This window comes from Corynebacterium tuberculostearicum, from assembly GCF_013408445.1.
Taxonomy (GTDB): Bacteria; Actinomycetota; Actinomycetes; order Mycobacteriales; family Mycobacteriaceae; genus Corynebacterium; species Corynebacterium tuberculostearicum.
Genome location: NZ_JACBZL010000001.1, coordinates 684,911 through 705,534, shown reverse-complemented (window position 1 = coordinate 705,534; position 20,624 = coordinate 684,911). Strand labels below are relative to the sequence as shown.

General features: G+C 59.1%; 21 protein-coding genes and 7 tRNA genes. 20 read left to right on the top strand and 8 right to left on the bottom strand.

What is annotated here, in order from left to right:
* Together BJ985_RS03350 and BJ985_RS03345 are read right to left on the bottom strand one after the other, a co-directional pair.
* Positions 1–1,245: an HRDC domain-containing protein gene (locus BJ985_RS03350; RefSeq protein ID WP_179386592.1), complete on the bottom strand. Its 1,245-nt coding sequence runs from the start codon at positions 1,243–1,245 to the stop codon at positions 1–3.
* A gap of 1 nt (position 1,246) precedes the next feature.
* Positions 1,247–1,906 carry a DUF3000 domain-containing protein gene (locus BJ985_RS03345; RefSeq protein WP_005325015.1) on the bottom strand — a complete coding sequence of 220 codons (660 nt, stop codon included), beginning with the start codon at positions 1,904–1,906 and terminating at the stop codon, positions 1,247–1,249.
* A 146-nt stretch (positions 1,907–2,052) separates the two neighbouring features.
* Here BJ985_RS03345 and hemQ point away from each other — a divergent pair, with 146 nt between their 5' ends.
* Positions 2,053–2,754, top strand: coding sequence for a hydrogen peroxide-dependent heme synthase (hemQ, locus tag BJ985_RS03340; RefSeq protein ID WP_179386591.1), 702 nt, complete (start codon positions 2,053–2,055; stop codon positions 2,752–2,754).
* A gap of 113 nt (positions 2,755–2,867) precedes the next feature.
* Here hemQ and msrB read toward each other — a convergent pair whose 3' ends face one another.
* The 5 genes from msrB to BJ985_RS03315 all read right to left on the bottom strand — a co-directional run bounded on the left by msrB (position 2,868) and on the right by BJ985_RS03315 (position 6,276).
* Entirely contained in the window at positions 2,868–3,290 is a 423-nt protein-coding gene (msrB, locus tag BJ985_RS03335; RefSeq protein ID WP_005325013.1) for a peptide-methionine (R)-S-oxide reductase MsrB, read from the bottom strand.
* Positions 3,291–3,299: 9 nt separating this feature from the next.
* Complete coding sequence (locus BJ985_RS03330; RefSeq protein WP_179386590.1) at positions 3,300–4,451, bottom strand: glycosyltransferase family 87 protein; 1,152 nt, start codon at positions 4,449–4,451, stop codon at positions 3,300–3,302.
* Positions 4,452–4,469: 18 nt separating this feature from the next.
* On the bottom strand, positions 4,470–5,156 hold the full coding sequence (locus BJ985_RS03325; RefSeq protein ID WP_179386589.1) for a pyrimidine reductase family protein: 687 nt from the start codon (positions 5,154–5,156) through the stop codon (positions 4,470–4,472).
* 72 nt (positions 5,157–5,228) lie between these two features.
* A complete protein-coding gene (locus BJ985_RS03320) occupies positions 5,229–6,131 on the bottom strand; it encodes a DMT family transporter (RefSeq protein WP_005328543.1) in 903 nt (300 codons plus the stop codon).
* Between the two features lie 73 nt (positions 6,132–6,204).
* Positions 6,205–6,276 (bottom strand) — tRNA-Val (locus BJ985_RS03315).
* Between the two features lie 245 nt (positions 6,277–6,521).
* Between BJ985_RS03315 and BJ985_RS03310 the strand changes: the two genes are divergently transcribed.
* From BJ985_RS03310 to BJ985_RS03240, 15 genes are all read left to right on the top strand, one after another.
* A tRNA-Gly gene (locus BJ985_RS03310) sits at positions 6,522–6,597 on the top strand.
* A 47-nt stretch (positions 6,598–6,644) separates the two neighbouring features.
* A tRNA-Val gene (locus tag BJ985_RS03305) sits at positions 6,645–6,716 on the top strand.
* Between the two features lie 38 nt (positions 6,717–6,754).
* Positions 6,755–6,830, top strand: a tRNA-Gly gene (locus tag BJ985_RS03300).
* Between the two features lie 30 nt (positions 6,831–6,860).
* Positions 6,861–6,931, top strand: a tRNA-Cys gene (locus BJ985_RS03295).
* Positions 6,932–6,958: 27 nt separating this feature from the next.
* A tRNA-Val gene (locus tag BJ985_RS03290) sits at positions 6,959–7,030 on the top strand.
* Between the two features lie 44 nt (positions 7,031–7,074).
* A tRNA-Gly gene (locus BJ985_RS03285) sits at positions 7,075–7,147 on the top strand.
* Positions 7,148–7,676: 529 nt separating this feature from the next.
* Complete coding sequence (locus BJ985_RS03280; RefSeq protein ID WP_179386588.1) at positions 7,677–8,243, top strand: copper resistance CopC family protein; 567 nt, start codon at positions 7,677–7,679, stop codon at positions 8,241–8,243.
* Entirely contained in the window at positions 8,243–8,845 is a 603-nt protein-coding gene (locus tag BJ985_RS03275; RefSeq protein WP_179386587.1) for a copper chaperone PCu(A)C, read from the top strand. Before BJ985_RS03280 ends, BJ985_RS03275 begins: the two co-directional genes overlap by 1 nt.
* Positions 8,846–8,847: 2 nt before the next feature.
* A complete protein-coding gene (locus BJ985_RS03270) occupies positions 8,848–10,074 on the top strand; it encodes a Dyp-type peroxidase (protein WP_179386586.1) in 1,227 nt (408 codons plus the stop codon).
* Positions 10,075–10,151: 77 nt separating this feature from the next.
* Positions 10,152–12,215 carry a threonine--tRNA ligase gene (thrS, locus tag BJ985_RS03265; RefSeq protein WP_005325005.1) on the top strand — a complete coding sequence of 688 codons (2,064 nt, stop codon included), beginning with the start codon at positions 10,152–10,154 and terminating at the stop codon, positions 12,213–12,215.
* Positions 12,202–12,801: an HIT family protein gene (locus tag BJ985_RS03260; RefSeq protein WP_034668426.1), complete on the top strand. Its 600-nt coding sequence runs from the start codon at positions 12,202–12,204 to the stop codon at positions 12,799–12,801. The genes thrS and BJ985_RS03260 overlap by 14 nt, the downstream gene beginning before the upstream one ends.
* Positions 12,794–13,399, top strand: coding sequence for a phosphatidylinositol phosphate synthase (gene pgsA, locus BJ985_RS03255; RefSeq protein WP_005325002.1), 606 nt, complete (start codon positions 12,794–12,796; stop codon positions 13,397–13,399). Before BJ985_RS03260 ends, pgsA begins: the two co-directional genes overlap by 8 nt.
* Before the next feature lie 39 nt (positions 13,400–13,438).
* A complete protein-coding gene (locus BJ985_RS03250) occupies positions 13,439–14,383 on the top strand; it encodes a phosphatidylinositol mannoside acyltransferase (protein ID WP_179386585.1) in 945 nt (314 codons plus the stop codon).
* Positions 14,383–15,486, top strand: a complete 1,104-nt coding sequence (locus BJ985_RS03245) for a glycosyltransferase family 4 protein (RefSeq protein WP_179386584.1) — start codon at positions 14,383–14,385, stop codon at positions 15,484–15,486. Before BJ985_RS03250 ends, BJ985_RS03245 begins: the two co-directional genes overlap by 1 nt.
* Positions 15,486–15,947 carry a hypothetical protein gene (locus tag BJ985_RS03240; RefSeq protein WP_179386583.1) on the top strand — a complete coding sequence of 154 codons (462 nt, stop codon included), beginning with the start codon at positions 15,486–15,488 and terminating at the stop codon, positions 15,945–15,947. Before BJ985_RS03245 ends, BJ985_RS03240 begins: the two co-directional genes overlap by 1 nt.
* 21 nt (positions 15,948–15,968) lie before the next feature.
* Here the strand turns inward: BJ985_RS03240 and BJ985_RS03235 are convergent, their stop codons facing one another.
* Positions 15,969–17,306, bottom strand: coding sequence for a glycosyltransferase family protein (locus BJ985_RS03235; protein WP_179386582.1), 1,338 nt, complete (start codon positions 17,304–17,306; stop codon positions 15,969–15,971).
* 182 nt (positions 17,307–17,488) lie between these two features.
* Between BJ985_RS03235 and BJ985_RS03230 the strand changes: the two genes are divergently transcribed.
* The 4 genes from BJ985_RS03230 (at position 17,489) to ruvA (ending at position 20,607) form a co-directional block, all read left to right on the top strand.
* On the top strand, positions 17,489–18,361 hold the full coding sequence (locus tag BJ985_RS03230) for an acyl-CoA thioesterase (protein WP_179386581.1): 873 nt from the start codon (positions 17,489–17,491) through the stop codon (positions 18,359–18,361).
* 93 nt (positions 18,362–18,454) lie between these two features.
* The gene (locus BJ985_RS03225; RefSeq protein WP_150851185.1) at positions 18,455–19,210 is read left to right on the top strand and encodes a YebC/PmpR family DNA-binding transcriptional regulator; all 756 of its coding nucleotides are present in this window, start codon (positions 18,455–18,457) and stop codon (positions 19,208–19,210) included.
* Positions 19,211–19,388: 178 nt separating this feature from the next.
* Positions 19,389–19,955 carry a crossover junction endodeoxyribonuclease RuvC gene (gene ruvC, locus BJ985_RS03220; RefSeq protein WP_040425252.1) on the top strand — a complete coding sequence of 189 codons (567 nt, stop codon included), beginning with the start codon at positions 19,389–19,391 and terminating at the stop codon, positions 19,953–19,955.
* A gap of 34 nt (positions 19,956–19,989) precedes the next feature.
* A complete protein-coding gene (ruvA, locus tag BJ985_RS03215) occupies positions 19,990–20,607 on the top strand; it encodes a Holliday junction branch migration protein RuvA (protein WP_179386580.1) in 618 nt (205 codons plus the stop codon).
* Positions 20,608–20,624: the final 17 nt, after the last annotated feature.

Sequence of the window (20,624 nt, the reverse complement as noted above, 5' to 3'; positions counted from 1 at the left end):
CTAGAAAAGACCGTCCACGATAATCGGGGCGGTCATTTCTATTTGCCATTCGCGCGCGCCCTCCGCGCGGAGGAAGGCAGCGACGTCGCCTGGCTGGCGAATGGCGCCGGCGACAGAATCAGATCCGCGGTGGCGCTTATTGGCGCGCACACCTACCTTCGCCCATACCGCTGCACGCACAGCGGCAGGGCGGATAAGAAGTTCGGATGGCATCCCGAGTTCGGTCGCGAGATCGGCGATGTCCGCGCGGATAGTTTGGTATATCTCCCATAGGTCCGGGTAGTCCTTGGTCCAGACGGTCTTGGAAGGAACCGGTTGTGGGGCGCGATGGACGCGAGGCCGTTGCTGCGGGGGAACGGTGCGCGCTTGATTAAGTACAGCCATCCACCGGGCAGTCGCGCCCTTGCGCCGACGAGGAAATCCCTTGACGCGGGTAAGTTCGCCGGCGGTGGTGGGAAGGGTGCGCGCAATTTCTACCAGCGTCTTATTCGCTAATACCCGGCCGGGCGCAGTATCTGTGCGCCGAGCGATAGCGTCACGCTTGAGCCACAGCGCCCGAGCAGCGGCGAGCTGACGGCTGCTGCGCAAACTGGAGATGCCCTTCAGATCGCGCCACGTGTGCGGCTGGGGAGCGAAGTCTCCGGAATGTTCTTGGACTATGGTGGAAAATTCCTCTAAAGCCCAGTCCATCTTGTCTTGTTCGGCCAAGATATCGCGCAGAGATTCGGCCAGCTCGAGGAGCAGTTCCACATCGAGCGCGGCGTATGCCTTGAGTTCCTCGCTGAGCTGCGGGGTGGACCAGTCGGCGTCGCCGTAGCCCTTTTCCAATTCGACGTCAAAAAGCTTTGCGACCATAGTGCCCAGATTGGGCCGTTCAAATCCCGCGAGCCGCGCCGCTAGTTCCGTGTCAAAGATAGAGCCAGGAAATAGACCGAGCCACCCGAGGCAAGGCAAATCCGAATGGGCGGCGTGAATAATCCACTCCGTGCCGTTGAGCACTGGGGCAAGGGCGGTCGTGAGCTCCTCGCGGTGGCCCTCAGGGGCAAAAAGCATCGTGCCCGCGCCGCGGCGGCGAATTTGCACTACGAAGGCGCGATCATCGTAGCGATAGCCGGAGGCGCGCTCGGTATCGATGGCAAAGGGGCCCGTACCCGCGGCGAGGCGGGCTGCGGCAGCGGTGAATTCCTCCGGGGTGGCAAGAACCGGCGGGATGCCCTCGAGCGGCCGGCTGCGCAATTCTGGCATATTAGCGGCCGAGCTCGGTGACGCCCTCAGGGGGTAGTCCGGCAACGTTGGCCAATACCTGGGCAAAGGCCTGCACGTGGGGTGCGAGATCGAGGCCTTCGGCAGTCCACGAAGCGCGCATTTCGATCTGGTAGGCGCGCGGTGGCCCGCCAATCTCGCCAAAACGCACGGACGCGGTGGAAGTGACGGTGCCGCCCAAATTCGTGTGGCCGGCCCCTTCCTTTTCTAAGCCCTCGTTGAGCCACTGCCACGCCACATCGGGCAAGAGTGGATCGCCGGCTACGGCATCATCCATATCCGCCTGGATATAGGCCACAAGGCGCATGGCGCCCTCCCAAGCTTCCTCGGCGCCTGGATCGTGGAGCAGGATGAGGCGACCAAAGGCGTCACCCTCTGCATCGGTGGGCACGATATCTGGGTTATCTTCGTTTCCCACCTCGAGGCCGATTGCGTGGCTAAACGGCGCAAGGCGTTGCGGTGGGCGAATGGAGCCTAGGGTTATCTCAGGGCGCAGGTCGGCCGCGTGCATGGACTCCACTGCTTGGGTGAAAGCGGCGGGGGTAGCTGGCTCGTGGCTTTCCGCCTGCCCGTGCAAAGGGGTGGGGGCGGAGGCCTCGGCGCTGCGTGGGGTGGTCGATTCGGAATTGCTCACGACGTTCAAGCTATAGTTTCGCGTCCTCTAGCTGGGGGAGGCGCGCCGATGCGGAGGCGTGTCGTCCTCCTTATGGTCGAGAAGTGACAAGGTTTCATATCCAACTTATGATGGATATGTTCGTTAACCCAAAGGCTTCTGCAAAGGAGAACGCAATGGCGAAGCTTGATTACAAGGAACTCAACGCGGTTCAGCAATATTCCCAGCACGCAGTTTTTAAGGTGATTCTGGGCGCGCTCGGCACCGAGCGAGCGGAGATCATCGCCCAAGCGCAGGAGTTCTTTGCCGGCGTGGAAAAAGCCGCAAAGGTAACCGTGCGCGGCATTTACGACCTCACGGCTATGCGCGATTCCGCCGACTTCATGATCTGGTGGCACGCCGAGGAATTCTCTGACCTACAAAAGGTCTTCGGGGACTTCCGCCGCGAGACCACCCTGGGCCAGGTAAGCGAAGTGACCTGGGTGGGCAATGCCTTGCACCGTCCAGCAGAGTTCAATAAGTCCCACCTGCCCTCCTTCATCATGGGTGAGGAGCCCAAGGAGTGGATCTCGGTGTACCCCTTCGTGCGCTCTTATGACTGGTACACCATGGATGATGAAAAGCGCCGCCGCATCCTCATGGAGCACGGTATGCAGGCGCGCGACTACCCCGATGTGCGTGCAAATACCGTCCCAGCCTTTGCCCTGGGTGACTATGAGTGGATTTTGGCCTTCGAGGCGGATGAGCTCCACCGCATCGTCGACCTGATGTACCTGATGCGCTACACCGAGGCCCGCCACCACGTGCGCGAGGAGATTCCCTTCCACACCGGCCGCCGCGTCAAGGACGTAGCAGAGCTCATCGCAGTTCTGCCCTAAAAGTAACGCCGCCCAGCAGTAGCCCTGCTTGGCGACGTCCCCACTTAGCCGCGCCCCGTCACTAGCCTGCACGTTAGGCTGCTGACGGGGCGCGCTTTCTTGTGCATGCCTCCTTAGGCGGTGCCATCTTCTACCGGCTTTTCCTCCAAGTCCAGGCAGATGGAGTTGATGCAATAGCGCAAGTCGGTGGGGGTATCGTAGCCCTCACCCTCAAAGACGTGCCCCAGGTGAGATTCGCAGTTGGCACACAGAACCTCTACGCGGCGCATGCCGAGCGAATTGTCTTCGCGCTCAATGATTTTGTCCCCTGCGAGTGGGGAGAAAAAGGAAGGCCAGCCGCAGTGGGACTCAAACTTCTCTGTAGAGCGGAAAAGCTCCGTTCCACACGCGCGGCAAGAATAGACCCCCTCGGTGGTGGTATTGGTGTACTCGCCTACGTGGGGCGGCTCGGTGCCGGCTTCGCGCAGGACGTAGTATTCCTCGGGGCTTAAGCGCTGGCGCCATTCGGTATCGGCAATGAGCTTGAAATCGGTCATGGGCCGAGTCTAAACCGTGCTGCGCGCGGCACGCCACCAGCCGGCGACCGTAGCGAAAATTGCGACGATAAGCAGCGCCCATCCCGCTGTGGCCGTGAAAAAATTCATCCACCGACCAGCATCCGGGTGCGCTGTAGACGCCCAGGAAACGGGAGCCAAATAGAGGAAGGCCGCAAACCACGCGCCCGCGGAATGGAAAACCGAACGCTTGAGCACCACAGTAAACATCAATGGGAATAGCCACATGGAGTAATACTGCTGGCCAAGGGAAGACAGGAAGAAGATACCCACCATGATTGCCCCGCTGGTCGTCAGTGCCCACAAGGTCGTGTCGGAGTTGCGCCAGCGCAAAAGCCCGAGAATCGCTGCAGCCGAAAGCGCGGCAAATATCAACCACACGGTCCAATACAGTCCCGCACCAAAGTCAACGTAGGCGTGGAAGCCTGCCCAGGAGGAATTGGCATAGTCACGGGTTTCTGAGAGGTAGGGCAGGAGCTTATCCACAAAGCCGCTAGCGCCCGGCACGAGCGGCCACGCTAGGAGGTTGAGAACTACCGGTACGCCAATGCCGGTAGCAAGACTGCGCCATTGCAGCTTGACCAAGGGCAGGAAGAGCAATGGCGCAAATTGCGGCTTAATGACGATGGCCAAGCCAATGACCACGCCTGCCACCCAGCCCAGCCATGGGGTGCGCTCGGCGCGCACGAAAGCCCACAAGAACACGGCCATGCATAGCAAGAGAATGCCGTTGATATTGGTAAATGCGAGTGTATTGGTCACCGATTCGGTGACAAAGGCCAAAGCGATGGATACTGGCCACACTGCCGAAGTAAGTGTGCGGCCCACCGTAAGGGTGAGCACCGCTAGCGCTGCCACGATTGCAGCCGCGTTGGCGACGATGAATAGTCCCCGTGCCAACGAAAAATCAATATGAGCTAGCGGTGCGAGCAGCAGCGTGGCCCCCGGGGTATACAGGTACAGTGGGTCCACGTGGTTATAAGCCTGCTCATAGACCGGCTGGCCAGTGGACATGCGTGCCACAGCGTTATACACGGTGGTGAAATCATCCGTCGGCGTGCCATTGCGCGCGATGATGAACACGCGATGCACAACAAGCAGGATGGCCACGGGCCAGGCAGCGGCATTGATTCGGGAATTCACGGCCCCTTAGTCTACGGCCTAGCGGGCGCGGGAATACCGCAGAAACACCGTGCCATCGTGATCGGCCGCGACATTTTCTAACTGCATGCGGCGATGGGAATGCTCGCCCTTAAACGTCGCCATGGGAGTTTCCACACCGGTGGATAGATGTGGGTCCAGGGTCAGATACATCTGGTCGATGGCATCGACATCTACCAACTGCCCAATCATTCCTGGCCCGCCCTCGCAGAGCACGCGCTTAAACCCGCGGTCCTTTAAGACGGAAATGTAGTCCTGCACGGTTCCTTCGCCAGCATCGCAGACTTCCGCGCCTGTGGATTCGATGGTCGCGATGCGCTTTGCGAGCTCTTGATTGTCCCGGCTGCTATGGGGGATCAGGATGATGGGCGGTGTAGTAAAATCCGTGAAGAAGTCCGAGGTGATATCGAAATCAAGGCTGCGGGAAGGCACGGCAATAGGAGCCGGCCGCGAACCATCCCCGTTAGGTTTTACTCCGGAGTAGTCCTCCGCGCGCACCGTTTGCGCGCCCACCAGCACGACGTCTGCCCAATTACGTAGCGCAGCAAAAAGCTGCCCATCAGTGTCATTTCCCATGTCTTCGGATACATGGTTCATGGTTGCCGATCCTGTTAGCGTGCTGACCATATTCGTGCGGACGGTGAATACATCACCGGAATCGGGGCCCAATAGCGAAGAGATATCCATGCCTTCCCAGCCTAGTCAAGGCACCAGATACCCAGCACGGCAAAGTACCGGGCATAGCTACAGGAGAGGGGCTTACACCAGGCGGATGAGTATTACGCCAACCAAGATCACTGCAATGCCGGCTACCTGGCGCATGGCGACGCGGGCACCCCGCATCCGATCAATGAGCACGGAGCCCAACATGGAACCAAGAAGGGTTGCCACCACAGTAAGCCCAGTGCCAATCTGCGGTACTAAGGCCGCGTTGCCAAAGACAAACAAGGCTCCCAAGGCGCCGCCTGCCCACATCCACCACGGGTTAGCCTTTCCCTCGGGACGCTCAATGCGAGGGCGCCAGCGCAAAACAATATTGAGCATTACGAGCGCGGAAACGCCAATGCTAAAAGACACCAAAGCCGCACTAACGGGCGACCCGGTAATCTGGCCCAGGTGGCCGTTAATGGCGGATTGGCTTGCGGTAAAGCAACCAAAGACAAAGCCTGCGAGGCGCCACAGCCACAACGCCATAGCGCTGTCTTCTTGCTTCGTTGGCGCGCCGGGGCTGGCGACAATAGAAATCACTCCACCGAGAACAACTAGTGCCCCTAGAGTGCGAATCAGGGACAGTGGGGAAGTGGGGGAGTCAAACAGCCCAAAGTGATCGATGACAAGGCCCATCATGATTTGGCCCGCGATGGGAAGGACTACGGTCTGGACCGCGCCCAGATGAGGAAACAACAGGATATTTCCAGTAAGCGCAACCACGCCGAGCAGGCCACCGAACCAAACCCACAGCGGTTCCCCAAAGGCACGGGAAATGCCAAACTCGCCGCCGGTGACGGCTGTTGCAATGACAAGCAACGTCAACGTGCCCACGGCAAACGAGATGAGCGACGAGGAAAACGGCGTGCCAGTAGATGCGCGAAGGCGCGTATTAACCAGGGTCTGAACGGGTAGAACGAGTCCGGCGAAAATGCCTAAGAGAATCCACAACACGTCGGGACACTTTACAGGCATATAAAGAAACCCGCCCAAGCCCCTTTGGAGTGGAGCGGTGGGCGGGAAATTGTGGTCCTAACTGGGATTGAACCAGTGACCTTTCCGGTGTGAACGGAACGCTCTCCCACTGAGCTATAGGACCTTGCGGTGGCTAAATCTACACCGCACCAAATTCAAACACCTAATTGGCTGGGCAGGAGTGCGCATCAAGGGGAGGCGGCCTGCGGTCCAGTGTCTTGGGAGAATCACACCAGTGTGTTTTGGGATGGCCCAAATGTGAAAAATCGGTGCCGGAAAGAATGCCGCTGGGCTGGGGATTTGGAAACTGGCGCGGAGCACGATAATGTTTCTTCTCGCACCGCAACGGTACAAAGTTCGCGGGGCAATGCGGATGTAGCGCAGTTGGTAGCGCATCACCTTGCCAAGGTGAGGGTCGCGAGTTCGAGTCTCGTCATCCGCTCCACGCTTTTCTAAGGGTTCGCCTGTGAAGAGTGATTCTAAATGAATAGCGCGCGATTAGCTCAGTGGGAGAGCGCTTCCCTGACACGGAAGAGGTCACTGGTTCAATCCCAGTATCGCGCACAAGGACTTTGTCCTAGAAACCGGGCCTGGTTTCGCATGCGGATGTAGCGCAGTTGGTAGCGCATCACCTTGCCAAGGTGAGGGTCGCGAGTTCGAGTCTCGTCATCCGCTCCAGCACTGTATTGTGTGAGGCGGTATCGCCACGGTGGAATGGCCGAGTGGTGAGGCAACGGTCTGCAAAACCGTGCACACGGGTTCGATTCCCGTTTCCACCTCAACTTCTTAATGCCTTCGGGCATTAAGCGCGATTAGCTCAGTGGGAGAGCGCTTCCCTGACACGGAAGAGGTCACTGGTTCAATCCCAGTATCGCGCACGAGAGTCCTCTTTGGGACTCTGCAACAAACTCCGGTTTGTTATGCGGATGTAGCGCAGTTGGTAGCGCATCACCTTGCCAAGGTGAGGGTCGCGAGTTCGAGTCTCGTCATCCGCTCAGGTGAGCCGCCCTAGAAATAGGGTGGCTTTTCGCATGTCTAGCTAGGATCGCAGGGTGACCAGCTGTTAGTTGCAGTAGCCACAGTGGAAGGGGTAGCGATGTCACGCAATGTTTTAGTTCCGCTACTGGTGGGTGCCTCAGGCTGCCTGTCACTCTTGGTAGGAAGCGCACTATTTGCTGTGGGGCTATCGGAGGCGGATATCGGTGGCAATTCCGGTAACGCGATTTGGCCCTGCGCTCTCATCGTTGCAGGTACGGTTTCGATAGTCACTGCCTTGATGCTGACTGGTCCTGCATTTGAAAGCAGGCGGCTGGGGAATGCTGAGGGAGCCAGCTCCAATCATTGAGTTGACATTCCTTAAATAGTGATAAATGCCTCTTTTTATTCAAGGCAGGGAACTTGTGCGCACTACAGCCCGACATATGACTCGACGCGCTGCTTATCGCGATTGCCGCTCCGGCAAACCGCGCGGCTAGTATGTCTGACAATTCAACTTGTGCATTTTCAACACAAAAGGAGCTATCTATGGGCTACCGCGTACCTTGGCTGCGCCGCACGGCGGCAGCAGTCGGCACTGCATCACTGGTTTTGGGCGGGTCGATGCCGGCCGCCTTCGCGCACGATTCCGTTATTGGCGGTTCGGTCAAAGACGGCGACCAACTCGACGAGTTTCCGAAGGAAATCACCCTCGAGTTTTCTGGTATCCCCAAAGAAGACTTCAATACCTTTGCCGTGACCAACGCGGATACTGGTGAGAAACTCTTTAGCCAGGAACCAAAGCTCCATGAGCGGGATCTCACCATTGAAACCCCAGCGGATATCCATCCTGGGCCGGGTAATTACCAGGTGGGTTTCCAGATCACGTCTTCGGATGGACACGCTACCCGCGGGGGAGTGGAATTCTCCGTCAAGGGTGACGCGACCGAGGGAACCGAGGCGGCTGAAGCTGATTCTGCGTCCGAGGATGGGGATGAGGGCCTACCGACCGCGCTGAAAATCATCCTGGGTGTGGGCGGCGTCTTGGCAATTGCCGCAGTAGTTGCCCTATTTATTGCCAAGTATCGTCGCATTGATTCGAAAGGTGACAAATAATGTCCAAGATTTCTAGCATCGCCCTTGTGGGCTTGACTGCGGCCGGCCTCGCCCTGGCGGGTTGCTCACCGCAAAACCAAAATGATTCCACCGAGTCGAAGACGGATGCTGCCACTAGCACAGGGGAAACAACCTCCGCTGCGGAATCTAAGGAACTGACCTTTGAGGATGCTGTCGTGCGCGCCAATGAGGACAAGGACATGACCGCCATCTTTGGCACCCTGGTCAACCATTCCGATAAGGACATCACCATCACTGGATTTTCCACCAGCCTCAATGCCAAGGTGAACCAGATGCATGAGACTGTCGATGGCAAGATGCAGGAAATGTCGAGCCCATTGGTAGTCAAGGCCGGCGAGTCCCACGAGCTGGCACCTGGTGGTGACCACTTCATGCTCATGGAGATGGAAAACGACATCGCTCCCGGCGAATCCCTTGACCTCAAAGTGGAACTAGAGGGCGGCGAAGAGCTCGATCTGGGCGAGATCCAAACGCGTAGCATGCCTGCTGGGGATGAGGACTACGGCGATATGGAAGGCCACGATATGTCCCACATGGAGCACGGAGATATGTCCCACAATAAGGAAGGCCACGACCACTAGTTATGTCTGGATTCAGCAGAAGGGGATTTCTCACCGGCGCTGCGGCATCGACCAGCGCCTTCGCGTTGGCTGGCTGCGCTGATCAGGGCTCTTCCCCGGATGCTCAGGCGCAGGATAGGCCCGCGCTTGCCGACGCCCTCGTGGCCTTCGATGGCGACCATCAAGCGGGTATCGCTACCGCAGCGCAGGCCCACCTGAATTTGGTGGGGTTTGACCTTAAAAGGGGCGTCGACAAGCGGGGGTTCGCCAGCCTTATGAAGCTGTGGACCGAGGACGCCCGCGCGCTGTGTACGGGGGAGGCGCCGCTGGGCACGCTAGAGCCGGAAATGGTGCAACAGCCTGCCAACCTGACTATCACCTGCGGCCTAGGCGAGAAGGTTTTTAACCTGCTCGGAGTGGACAAGCCCCAGTGGCTGGGAGACGTACGACCCTTTGAGCGCGATGAGCTGGAGGATAAGTGGGGCCAAAGCGATCTCGTCCTGCAGATCTGCTGCGATGACCCACTGATGAATACCTACGCCCTGCGGCACATGGTGCGCGCAGGCGAGCACTATGCCAGCGTGAAGTGGTTGCAGCAGGGCTTTATTAACGCCTACGGCAGCCAGGAAAAGGGCGCCACCGCGCGCAATATGTTCGGACAAAAGGACGGCACTGTTAACCCACGCAGCGAGGAGGACTTCGCGGCCCAGGTGTGGATTGATAAGGGCCCGCAGTGGGCCAATGGGGGAACGGCGATGGTGGTACGCCGCATCCGCATGAACGTTGATACATGGGAAAAGCTGGATCGCTCTTCCCGCGAGAACGCTATCGGCCGCAAGCTCGATACCGGCGCCCCACTTACCGGCAAGGACGAATTCAACGCTGCGGATTTCGATGCGGTAGATGACTATGGACTGCCGGTTATCGATAAAAACTCGCACATGGCCGTTGCCGCCCCGCCCGCTGACCACCCGGAGCAGCGCATCCTACGCCGCCCGTATAACTATGAGTTAGCTCCCGATGGCAAGGACAGGCAGCTATCCAATATTGGGCAGGTTTTTATCTGCTACCAGCAGGATCCCACCCAGCAATTTGAGCCTATCCAGGCCCGATTGGATGAATCCGACCTAATGAATGAATGGCTAACCCATATCGGCTCCGCTATGTATTTCTGTCCGCCGGGCACCCTTGCTGCCGATGGGCGTGAATCATGGTGGGCAAAATCGCTCTGCGAGCATGCGGGGTTGTAGAATAGCTATCCGTAAATTTAAATAGCGGACGCGGCCAGGTATGCCGCCGACGCACGAGCGCATAAAGGAGCGCGATTATGGCGGAACTCATCCCCGCAGTACCGGTCAATTACGATTCCTTCACCGTGCCCGCCGGCCAGGCCGTGGGTGCAGCAATGCGAGAGCTCAACCTTCCCAATAAGGGCCCTGAGGCTGTCGTAGTCGTTCGCGGTGAGGACGGCACTCTCTTTGATTTGTCGCACACCCCAGACACGGAGTCCACCTTCACCCCGGTTGCCGCCAGCGAGGAAGACGGCCGCGCCGTCATCCGCCACTCCTGCGGTCACGTTATGGCCCAGGCCGTGCAGGCCGAATTCCCCGGCACCAAGCTGGGCATCGGCCCGGCCATTGAGAATGGCTTCTACTTCGATTTCCAGACCGCCGAGCCTTTCACGCCGGAAGATCTCAAGGCGATTGAAAAGCGCATGAAGAAGATCATTAAGGGCGGCCAGCGCTTTGAGCGCCACGTCTACGAATCTGCTGAGGAAGCGGAAAAGGCCCTCGCCGAGGAGCCTTTCAAGCTCGAGCTGGTCCAGGACAAGGGCAATGTTGACCCTGACTCCGACGAGGCCGCAGAGGTCGGGTCCGGCGATCTCACCCACTATGACAACATCAACCCGCGCACCGGGGAGGTAGAGTGGTTCGACCTCTGCCGCGGCCCGCACGTGCCAACCACCAAGTACATCCCGGCCTTCACGCTGACCCGTTCTTCTGCCGCCTATTGGCGCGGCGACCAGTCCAAGGCTGGCCTGCAGCGCATTTACGGCACCGCTTTTGAGTCCAAGGAGGCGTTGGAGGCCTACCAGACCATGGTGGAAGAGGCTGAAAAGCGCGACCACCGCCGCCTGGGTCAGGAACTAGATCTCTTCTCCTTCCCGGATGAGATTGGCTCCGGCTTCCCGGTATTCCACCCGAATGGCGCGACCGTGCGCATGGAGATGGAAAACCACTCTCGCAACCGCCACGTACAGGCTGGGTACTCCTTTGTTAATACCCCGCATATCACCAAGGGCGACCTATTCAAGAAGTCTGGCCACCTGGACTTCTACGCCGACGGCATGTTCCCGCCGATGCAGCTCGATGGCGAGTATGACGAAGAGGGCAATACCGTCAAGGAGCCGCAGGACTACTACGCCAAGCCCATGAACTGCCCGATGCACAACCTAATTTTTGCATCCCGTGGCCGTTCCTACCGCGAGCTCCCGCTGCGTCTATTTGAGTTCGGTACCGTCTACCGCTACGAAAAGTCTGGCGTGGTCCACGGCCTGACCCGTGCCCGCGGCTTTACCCAGGACGATGCCCACATCTACTGCACCGAAGAGCAGCTGGAAGAAGAGCTGACCAAGGTCCTCGACTTCATCATTTCCTTGCTGAAGGATTACGGACTGTCTGACTTCTACCTGGAACTTTCTACCAAGGACCCGAATAAGTTCGTCGGTTCCGATGAGATCTGGGAGCGCTCTACGTCTATCCTGCAGTCGGTCGCAGAAAAGTCCGGCTTGGAGCTGGTTCCGGATCCCGCAGGTGCAGCCTTCTACGGCCCAAAGATTTCTGTGCAGGCTCGCGACGCCATCGGCCGTACCTGGCAGATGTCTACCGTGCAGTTGGACTTCAACCTGCCGGAGCGCTTCGAGCTGGAATACACCGCGTCGGACGGCACCAAGAAGCGCCCAATCATGATTCACCGTGCGCTCTTCGGCTCCATCGAGCGATTCTTTGGCGTCCTGCTGGAGCACTACGCCGGTGCCTTCCCAGCATGGCTGGCACCGCACCAAGTGGTGGGCATTCCGGTGGCCGATGAATTCTCCCCGCACCTCGAAGAGGTTGCCGCCCAGCTGCGCCAGAAGGGTATCCGCGCCGATGTGGATACCTCTGATGACCGCATGCAGAAGAAGATTCGCAACCACACCACCGGTAAGGTTCCGTTCATGCTGGTGGCTGGCGCGCGCGACGTAGAAGCAGATGCCGTGTCCTTCCGCTTCCTCGACGGCACCCAGGTCAATGGTGTGCCGGTAAAGGAAGCTGTGGAGCTCATCGCCGCATGGGTAGCAGAGCGCAACAACGAGCAGCCGACCGAAGAGCTCATCAGTGCCCGACGCTAAAGAGACACACGAAACCGACAGCTCCGCCGTCGCTGAAAACCAAGCTGCGGAGGAGACCTTCGTTGACTCAGGCGCTGGCGAGCCGGACCGCCTAGAGCGGTTATGGGCTCCTTATCGCATGGCCTATATTGCCAAGCGTTCTAAAGACCCCTTCGTAGAAGCCCCACAGGGGAGCGACGAAGACGGGCTCATCATTGCTCGAGGCAAGTCCGTCTATGCATTGCTAAACCTGTTTCCGTACAACGCCGGGCACCTCATGGTTGTGCCGTATCGCAAGGAATCGCAGCTGGAGAACCTCACGCAAGAGGAATCTCAGGAGTTGATGGCCTTCGCGCAAAAGGCCGTCCGGGTGCTCAAACGGGTTTCGCACCCAGAAGCCATCAATGTGGGCCTGAACCTGGGTCGCGCTTCGGGCGGCTCGGTAGGAGACCACCTGCACCTGCATGTGGTGCCAAGGTGGCCCGGGGATAGTAACTTTATGACTGTCCTCGATGGGACTAAGGTATTACCGCAGCTTCTGCAGGATACGCGCCGCGTGCTGGCAGAAGGATGGCGCGAGATGGAAGAGGAGGATTCGCGTGCTTAGCGTGCATGGGCGAAAGCCCGCCGCCGTGGTGGTGGAACCTATAGCGAAGGCCTTTTTGAAGCTGGGCCTGACCCCGAATGTGGTCACGGTTGTGGGCACCATCGTCACCATTGCGATTTCGGTGATCCTTATTCCTACCGGCCACCTCTTTTTCGCTGCGGTCCTGTCCGGTCTCTTCGCCGCTTTCGACATGCTCGACGGCACCATGGCGCGCCTGAGCGGCAAGGCTACTGCCTTTGGTGCGACCTTGGATGCGTCCTGTGATCGCATCACCGATGGCGCATTGTTCAGTGCTATTGCATGGTGGCTGATTTATTCTGCGGATTCTTCCCGCATCACGGTCATTGCCTGCTTTGTCACCTTGGTATGTTCCCAGGTCATTTCCTATATCAAGGCTAGGGGAGAAGCGTCCGGATTCAAGATGGTCGGCGGCCTTATCGAGCGTCCCGAGCGGCTTATTTTGGCCCTGGGCGGCATCGGCCTCGAAGGCCTAGGAGTACCGCATGCCATTGAGGTTGCGCTGTGGATCTTGGCCGTGGGCTCCGTCTTTACCGTGTGCCAACGTATGGTTATCGCCGCCCGCCAGGAGCAGCAGTAGCTCATACTGCACCACCTAAAACCAGGAGGTTGTAACACCATGTGGGACAAAGAAGACCTCTCCGCGGCGGGTTACCTCGCGGGGTGGAAGGTGGTGCGCCGTCTGCCCGAGCCCATCGCGCGCACGCTTTTTCGCTGGGGTGCGGACTACGCAAGCGGCAACGGTCGCGGAATGGAGGGCTTGCGCCGCAACCTGGCGCGCGTGGTAGGCCCAGAAAACGTTACCCGCGCGTTGGTGCGCGATTCCGTGCGCTCCTATATGCGCTATTGGATGGAGGCCTTCCGCCTGCCAGCCATCCACGGTGATGCCGGGCTGCATGAGCGCTTGCTCAGTGGCTTGGAAGGCCTCGAGCATTTTGATGCTTCGGCTCAATCCGGGCGCGGCACCATTTTGGCGTTGCCGCATTCCGGGAATTGGGATATGGCGGGCGTCTTCCTCGTTGGCCATTATGGGCAGTTCACCACCGTTGCGGAGCGCCTTAAGCCCGCAGTGCTTTTCGACGCCTTTGTGGATTACCGCGAAACCCTTGGTTTTGAGGTTCTTCCCCTCACCGGCGGCGAAGCCTCGCCTTTTGCCCGCCTCAAAGAGGTGCTGGAAGCCGGTGGCGTGGTCTGCCTGCTGGCTGAGCGCGACCTGACCCGAAGCGGCGTTACCGTGGATTTCATGGGGGAAAAGGCCAATATGGCCGCCGGTCCCGCACAGCTTGCTATAGAGACCGGCGCCGCCCTGCACGTGGTGCACTCGTGGTTTGAGGGCGAGGGCTGGGGGCTCTCTGTGTCTCCTGAGCTCGAGGTAACGGACCTGCAGGAGACAACTCAGCGCATGGCCGATGGCTTCGCCGCCAATATCCGCCGCCACCCGGAGGATTGGCATATGCTGCAGCCGCAGTGGAATGTGGACATAGAGAGGCGTCGGCAAGCGCGGGCGGCCAAAAATGCCCGCAATGCCCGCCACACTGGGCCATCGCAGGAAGGGGGGAGCTAGTGCGCATAGGAATCGTATGCCCCTACTCCTTCGATGAACCAGGCGGAGTTCAAGTCCATATTCTTGACCTAGCAACTGTCTTCATTGAACAAGGGCACGATGTACAGGTCATTGGCCCCGCTGCGGAATCCACCCAGCTGCCGGATTTCGTAGTCAAGGGAGGGCCGGCTTTCCCCATCGCGTATAACGGTTCGGTGGCGCGCCTGTCCGTGGGACCCCACGTAACACGCAAGGTAAAGCAATTCATCAAGGAGGGCGACTTCGATGTCTTGCACATCCATGAGCCTAACTCCCCGAGCTTTTCCATGACCGCGCTGGCCGTGGCCCAAGGCCCACTGGTGGCGACCTATCACGCCTCTGCATCGAGCTCCCTGGTGCTGACTCTGGCCAAACCATTCCTCGTTCCCTTCTTGGAAAAGATCCGCGGCGGCATCGCGGTATCCGATATGGCGCGGCGGTGGCAGGTGGAGCAATTGGGCGGCGACCCGGTGCTCATTCCCAACGGCGTGGATACATCGGTCTACGCGCAGGCTCGGCGCCGCAGCCCGGCCAAAGCCCCCGGCGATCCCTTGGAAGTTGTCTTCTTGGGACGGTTGGATGAACCGCGCAAGGGCCTCGATATCCTGCTGAGCGCGCTGCGCCAAGTACACCACGATATCCGCGTGACCATCATGGGCGGCGGCCGCGCCCGCGAGGTTGAGGGCGTGGATTTTGTCGGCCGGGTCAGTGACGCCGAAAAGGCAGAAATCCTGGGCCGTGCCGATGTCTACGTGGCCCCAAATACTGGTGGCGAAAGCTTCGGAATCGTGCTCGTAGAGGCTATGGCGGCCGGCGCGGCTGTTGTTGCTTCTGACCTCGAGGCTTTCCGTGCGGTGTGCAATGCCGATTCCGACGAGGTTGCCGGCGCACTCTTTCGCAATAAAGACAGCGAGGATCTGGCACGCGTCCTCAACGAGGTGCTTGATGACGCCGAGTATCGGGCCCAGTTGGTGCGCAATGGCGTCCAACGCGCCAGCACCTATGACTGGGACCATGTGGCGGCGGCCGTGATGCAGGTCTACGAGACTGTCCAAGACGGCACCAAGGTGAGGGTAAAGCGTTGATGACCATTGAAATCGCCCTAGTCCTCTTCCTACTTATCATCGTAGGTTTGTGGGCACTTTTTACCGCCCAGCGGCTTAACTCGCTGCACATCCGCACTGATGCCTCGCTGGCCCAGCTACAGGCGGCACTAGACCGCAGGGCAGCGGTAACAGCGGCGGTCGCACCATCGCTTGCGGCGCTAGCTCAGCGGGCGGAATCTACCGAGCTCTATCAAGGCCACTTTGAACCGCGCACGATGGCCGAGCGGGAACTATCTGCCGCCATCGTGCGGGAGTTTCCCGCGGACCGTCGCCCTGCCGCGCTTGCCGACGCCGAGGGCCGCATCCAACTTGCCCACCGCTTCTACAACGAGGCGGTCAGTGACACTCGCGCGCTGCGCCTGCGCCCTGCGGTACGGCTCTTTCATCTGGGCGGCACCGCAAAATTACCGGAATATTTTGACTATATGTTGGCCGAGTAGCCAGCAGATCTACCTCAAGATTTAGGACGCAAGTGCGTGCCGGCCGCGTCGGCGGCGGAATACCGGCTTCGCCTCGGTGCTAGCGGCCGGGTCTTCCTCCGGGGCGTTAGGCGCTTGCTGCTGCATCTGCGCCTGCTCGATCTTCGAAGCCAGAGCCACCTCGACTGCAAACCAGACAAGTCCGATGATGGCCATGACAACGATGAGGATATTGCGGGCTACCAATAGGTAGACGGCGAACATGTTCTCGCCCACGTGGTTCCAGATGTAGTCATAGTTGAACGGGTAGACCAAGGTGCCCAGCACAGCGGCGATGATGGTACACCCTGCTAACAACGCTTGGCATACCCGCAAGGAGGCGAATCCTTGCGGCAGGCGCTGGCGGATCACCACGGCAAGCAAGGGGCCCAGCCAGACGATGTATTGCGGGGAGAAAACCTTATTCGTCGCGATAAGAAGCAGGACCATAACGGTAAAAAACGCCATGGTCGTGCGGGTGGTCCATCCGCCGGCGCACAGCCGGTACAGCGCCCAGCCCACTGCGAAGACGAGCATGGCAATGGTGGCAATCGTGCTCCAGGTCATTGCGGTATCTACGCCAGGCCCGGAAATCTCAAAGCTCTTGGACGGGGCGTAGCCCAGGTGCCAGCGCCCTGGAGTGCGATGTGCCTGCAGCAGCAGGAACGTCGCCGGGATGGACTCCAACTGGAGACCGCGCACGCCCTGATAGTTCAGCGGTGAAAGCAGGCGCTCGGTACCAGAGGCAGCAATCGTGACGGTGCAGACCGCTACGATGGTGCAGAAAAACGCGAGTAGGCGCTGCCAGGTTGCGGATCTGTTGAAGCGGCCCACCAGGCCGGCAGCGAGGACTCCTGGCCATAGCTTCATCGTGGTGGCAAAACCCAGTACCGCCGAGGCGATGAGCGGGCGGGTAGCTAAAAGGGCAGCTGCCCCGGCCACGGCTAGGGCGGGAAATATATCGAGACGCCACACAAAGGTGTGGCCAGCTGCGGTGCCGAAAAGAACCCAGAACCAGGCGGCCTGGAAACTGCGCGGTTGAGTCGGGTGGTGGCGCAGGAGGAGGGCTAAAAAGGCGGCGTCAACAAGCAGGGTCATGATGGTGAAGCCGATATAGAATGCGTTGATATTCTCGCCGGTGAGCCACCCCAAAAGCACCGTGGGCCACGTGCCCGCGTGAGGGTATTCGGTCATCTTTGTCGGGTCATCGCCAAAGCGTCCAGCAAAATAATATGCGACATCGCCCCTGGGATTGTGGTTAATCTTGAGTAGGTAAATAAGGACAAGGCGGGCGATGACCCACCCAATCCATACTGCTGGAACAGAAGCGATGCGTTTCACTCGAAAGACTTTATTCAATGCGCGCTTACTTCGGTAGCGGACATAGTTTCTTCTAGAAAATTCCTCTACTTTTGCGCCCAGAAGTGGGGGACGAATTGGAAAAACAAACTGTCGGCTCGTCCAGTGAGTAGTGTGGACAGCAAACGCTGGGAGAAGTGACGTAGAGCATAGGGAGCGTGCAGATGGCATCCATTCGCGAGATTCTGGCCGTCGAGGAAACGAATTTGGCCGATGTGTTTAGAGGCCCTGCTGTGGAGTCGCGGATTGAGCGTACCTTCGGCGGACAGATTGCTGCTCAAGCAGTGGCCGCAGCCCAGTGCACTGTGTCCGGCAAAGACATCCACTCCCTGCATGGCTACTTTGTAGGCCCTGGCGATGCGAGCCAACCAATTGAGATCCGGGTCGAACGCATTCGGGAGGGGAAATCATTCGCCAACCGGCAGGTGCGTGTCTACCAGGGTGACGTGCTCCTTTTTACTCTCATGGCTAGTTTTCACCGCGACGGCGACTATGGTCCGCAGCATCAGGACGCCGCGCCGAAGGTGCCAGGGCCGGAGGAAGTAGCTCGGATTGGCGGCGGGGCCCCGTACTCCACCAGGATTATCCTCAAGGAGTGGGAGGAATGGGATATTCGCCTCGTGCCAGAAGAAGGACGCGATCCGGTGGCTGCAGAGCGCACCGGTGCAGGCTATCGGCATATCTGGTTCCGCAACACAGGTCATCTCCCAGCGGATTCAGCCTTTCACCGTGCCGCGCTGACCTATATGTCTGATATGACGCTGATTCGCTCCGCGCTTATTCCGCATCAGGGAGAAAAGGTGCAATTGGCCAGCCTTGACCATGCGATATGGTTCCTGCGCCCCTTCCGCGTGGATGAGTGGTTGCTGTACGAGCAGGTATCACCCTCGGCGTCGAATGCTACGGCGGTTGCGCGTGGCAAGATTTTTACCGAGCAGGGTGAATTGGTGGCGTTGGTGAACCAAGAGGGGCTTACGCGTTACTTAGATGAAATTTTGGGCAGCGGCTCTGCCCATGGCAATTGGCACAACGTATAAGAATGTCCCGCTTATAAGGGGGTGGCTTTCACGCATTCGTGCAGCACACGTATAATTGCCACCAGTTTCAGCACCCGATTAGAAAGGGACTACATGTCAGGCCACTCGAAATGGGCAACTACCAAGCATAAGAAGGCTGCCAACGATGCCAAGCGTGGCAAGGAATTTGCCAAGCTGATCAAGAACATCGAAGTGGCGGCTCGTACCGGCGGTGGTGACCCAGCGGCTAACCCAACCCTTGATGACATGATCAAGAAGGCCAAGAAGGCCTCCGTCCCCAATGACAATATTGAGCGTGCTCGCAAGCGCGGTTCCGGTGAAGAGGCCGGCGGCGCCGATTGGGAAACCATCATGTACGAGGGCTACGGCCCGAACGGTGTAGCCATGCTCATTGAGTGCCTAACGGATAACCGCAACCGTGCGGCGACCGACGTGCGTACCGCGATGTCCAAGAACGGCGGCAACCTGGGTGAGTCCGGCTCTGTGGCCTACATGTTCACCCGTACCGGCTACGTCTTGGTAGAAAAGGGCGAGCTAACGGAGGATGACGTCTTGATGGCCGTGCTGGAAGCAGGCGCGGAAGAGGTCAAGGACCAGGGCGAGAAGTTTGAGATTGTTTGCGCGCCGACGGACGTGCAGGCAGTCAAGGACGCGCTCAAGGACGCCGACATTCAGGTCGATGACTCCGACAATGACTTCCGTGCGTCTGTCGAGGTGCCGCTGGAGGCCAATGACGCCAAGAAGATTTTCCGCCTCATCGACGCCTTGGAAGACTCCGACGATGTGCAAAACGTCTACACCAATATGGATCTCTCCGATGAGGTTCTAGCCGAGCTGAACGAGGACTAACCACCTCGCCGCAAGGACGGCTCTTAGCGCCGGTAGCGCTCCGTGGGTATAGCCCAGGAGACGTTGCCGGCGCTTCGTTATGTGACAGCTGGATGCTACGCTTGTAGAACACCTGTGTGTAGTCCATAATGGGGCAGTAGGCGGTGCACAGTGGTGCCAACATGACAATGGGGGAGAGATGAACCTAGAAGGAATGCGCGTGATGGGAATTGACCCAGGCTTGACGCGCTGCGGACTTTCCGTGGTTCAGGCTGGTCGTGGCCGAGCAATCCTTCCTGTTTCTGTCGGTGTGGTGCGCACCCCTAGCGATAAGGACTTGACGGAGCGCCTCCTGCGCCTTTCGGTGGCGGCGAAAGAGTGGATGGATGACTATTCGCCAGATGTGGTTGCGATCGAGCGCGTCTTCGAACGCGGCCAGGTGTCCACAGTCATGCAAACGGCCCATGTAGTTGGTGTGCTGGTGCTAGCTGCCGCCGAACGCGATATTCCGGTCTACATGTACACCCCGTCCGAGGTGAAAAAGGCCATCTCTGGAAACGGGCGCGCGGATAAGAAGCAGATGACCACCATGATTACCCGTATTCTGGGGTTGACTGAACCGCCCAAGCCTGCCGACGCCGCCGACGCTCTTGCGTTGGCAGTCTGCCACTGCTGGCGTGCCCCGGCCATTGTGCGGATGGACCATACCGGTCTCGGGCTTGGTGCTAAGACCAGCGGCGTGCGCGGCCAGGGCAAGAAGCGCTAGGGAATTTTACTGAGAGTGGAAGGATAGGAAGCCAATGATTGCTGCACTGCGTGGAGAGGTAATCCATATTGGACTCGACCATGGGGTTATCGACTGTGCAGGTGTGGGGTACAAATTTTTAGCTACCCCAAAAACTCTGGGCACCTTGCGTCGCGGGGAACAGGCTACGGTTCTGACTAACTTGGTGGTCAAAGAAGATTCTCTGACTCTCTATGGCTTTAGCGCTGATGAAGACCGCGAGATGTTCCACGTGCTGCAATCCGTGTCCGGCCTAGGGCCTAAACTTGCCTTGGCGGCGCTGTCGGTAATGGGGGCAGGGGAGCTTGCTGCGGCAATTGGCGCGGAAGATGTGAAGGCGCTGCAGTCTATCCCGGGCGTCGGCAAGCGTATGGCCCAACGCTTGGCGCTGGAGCTGAAAGATAAGGTAGCGGCCTTTGCGCCAAGCGAGCCCGCCGCCGCAGGTTCCGTTGATACTGCCGTCGCGCCGGCCGGTGGTGCCGTGGTAGAAAGCGTGACTGAGGCACTCATTGGCCTTGGGTTTACCGATAAGGGAGCGCGTCCCGTAGTGGAATCCGCTTACGCGGACAACCCCGATGCCGATACGTCCTCTCTCTTGCGCGCGGCGCTGGCGCAGCTGGGCAAGAAGAAATAACCGGCAGGAAGGCTGAA

Excerpts from the sequence above, each read along its gene's own strand:
- hemQ (WP_179386591.1), top strand. The coding sequence starts at position 2,053 with ATGGCGAAGCTTGATTACAAGGAACTCAACGCGGTTCAGCAATATTCC.
- BJ985_RS03325 (WP_179386589.1), bottom strand. The coding sequence starts at position 5,156 with ATGGATATCTCTTCGCTATTGGGCCCCGATTCCGGTGATGTATTCACC.
- BJ985_RS03270 (WP_179386586.1), top strand. The coding sequence starts at position 8,848 with ATGTCTGGATTCAGCAGAAGGGGATTTCTCACCGGCGCTGCGGCATCG.
- msrB (WP_005325013.1), bottom strand. The coding sequence starts at position 3,290 with ATGACCGATTTCAAGCTCATTGCCGATACCGAATGGCGCCAGCGCTTA.
- BJ985_RS03225 (WP_150851185.1), top strand. The coding sequence starts at position 18,455 with ATGTCAGGCCACTCGAAATGGGCAACTACCAAGCATAAGAAGGCTGCC.
- BJ985_RS03280 (WP_179386588.1), top strand. The coding sequence starts at position 7,677 with ATGGGCTACCGCGTACCTTGGCTGCGCCGCACGGCGGCAGCAGTCGGC.
- BJ985_RS03250 (WP_179386585.1), top strand. The coding sequence starts at position 13,439 with ATGTGGGACAAAGAAGACCTCTCCGCGGCGGGTTACCTCGCGGGGTGG.
- ruvA (WP_179386580.1), top strand. The coding sequence starts at position 19,990 with ATGATTGCTGCACTGCGTGGAGAGGTAATCCATATTGGACTCGACCAT.
- ruvC (WP_040425252.1), top strand. The coding sequence starts at position 19,389 with ATGAACCTAGAAGGAATGCGCGTGATGGGAATTGACCCAGGCTTGACG.
- BJ985_RS03240 (WP_179386583.1), top strand. The coding sequence starts at position 15,486 with ATGACCATTGAAATCGCCCTAGTCCTCTTCCTACTTATCATCGTAGGT.
- thrS (WP_005325005.1), top strand. The coding sequence starts at position 10,152 with ATGGCGGAACTCATCCCCGCAGTACCGGTCAATTACGATTCCTTCACC.
- BJ985_RS03350 (WP_179386592.1), bottom strand. The coding sequence starts at position 1,245 with ATGCCAGAATTGCGCAGCCGGCCGCTCGAGGGCATCCCGCCGGTTCTT.
- BJ985_RS03275 (WP_179386587.1), top strand. The coding sequence starts at position 8,243 with ATGTCCAAGATTTCTAGCATCGCCCTTGTGGGCTTGACTGCGGCCGGC.
- BJ985_RS03230 (WP_179386581.1), top strand. The coding sequence starts at position 17,489 with ATGGCATCCATTCGCGAGATTCTGGCCGTCGAGGAAACGAATTTGGCC.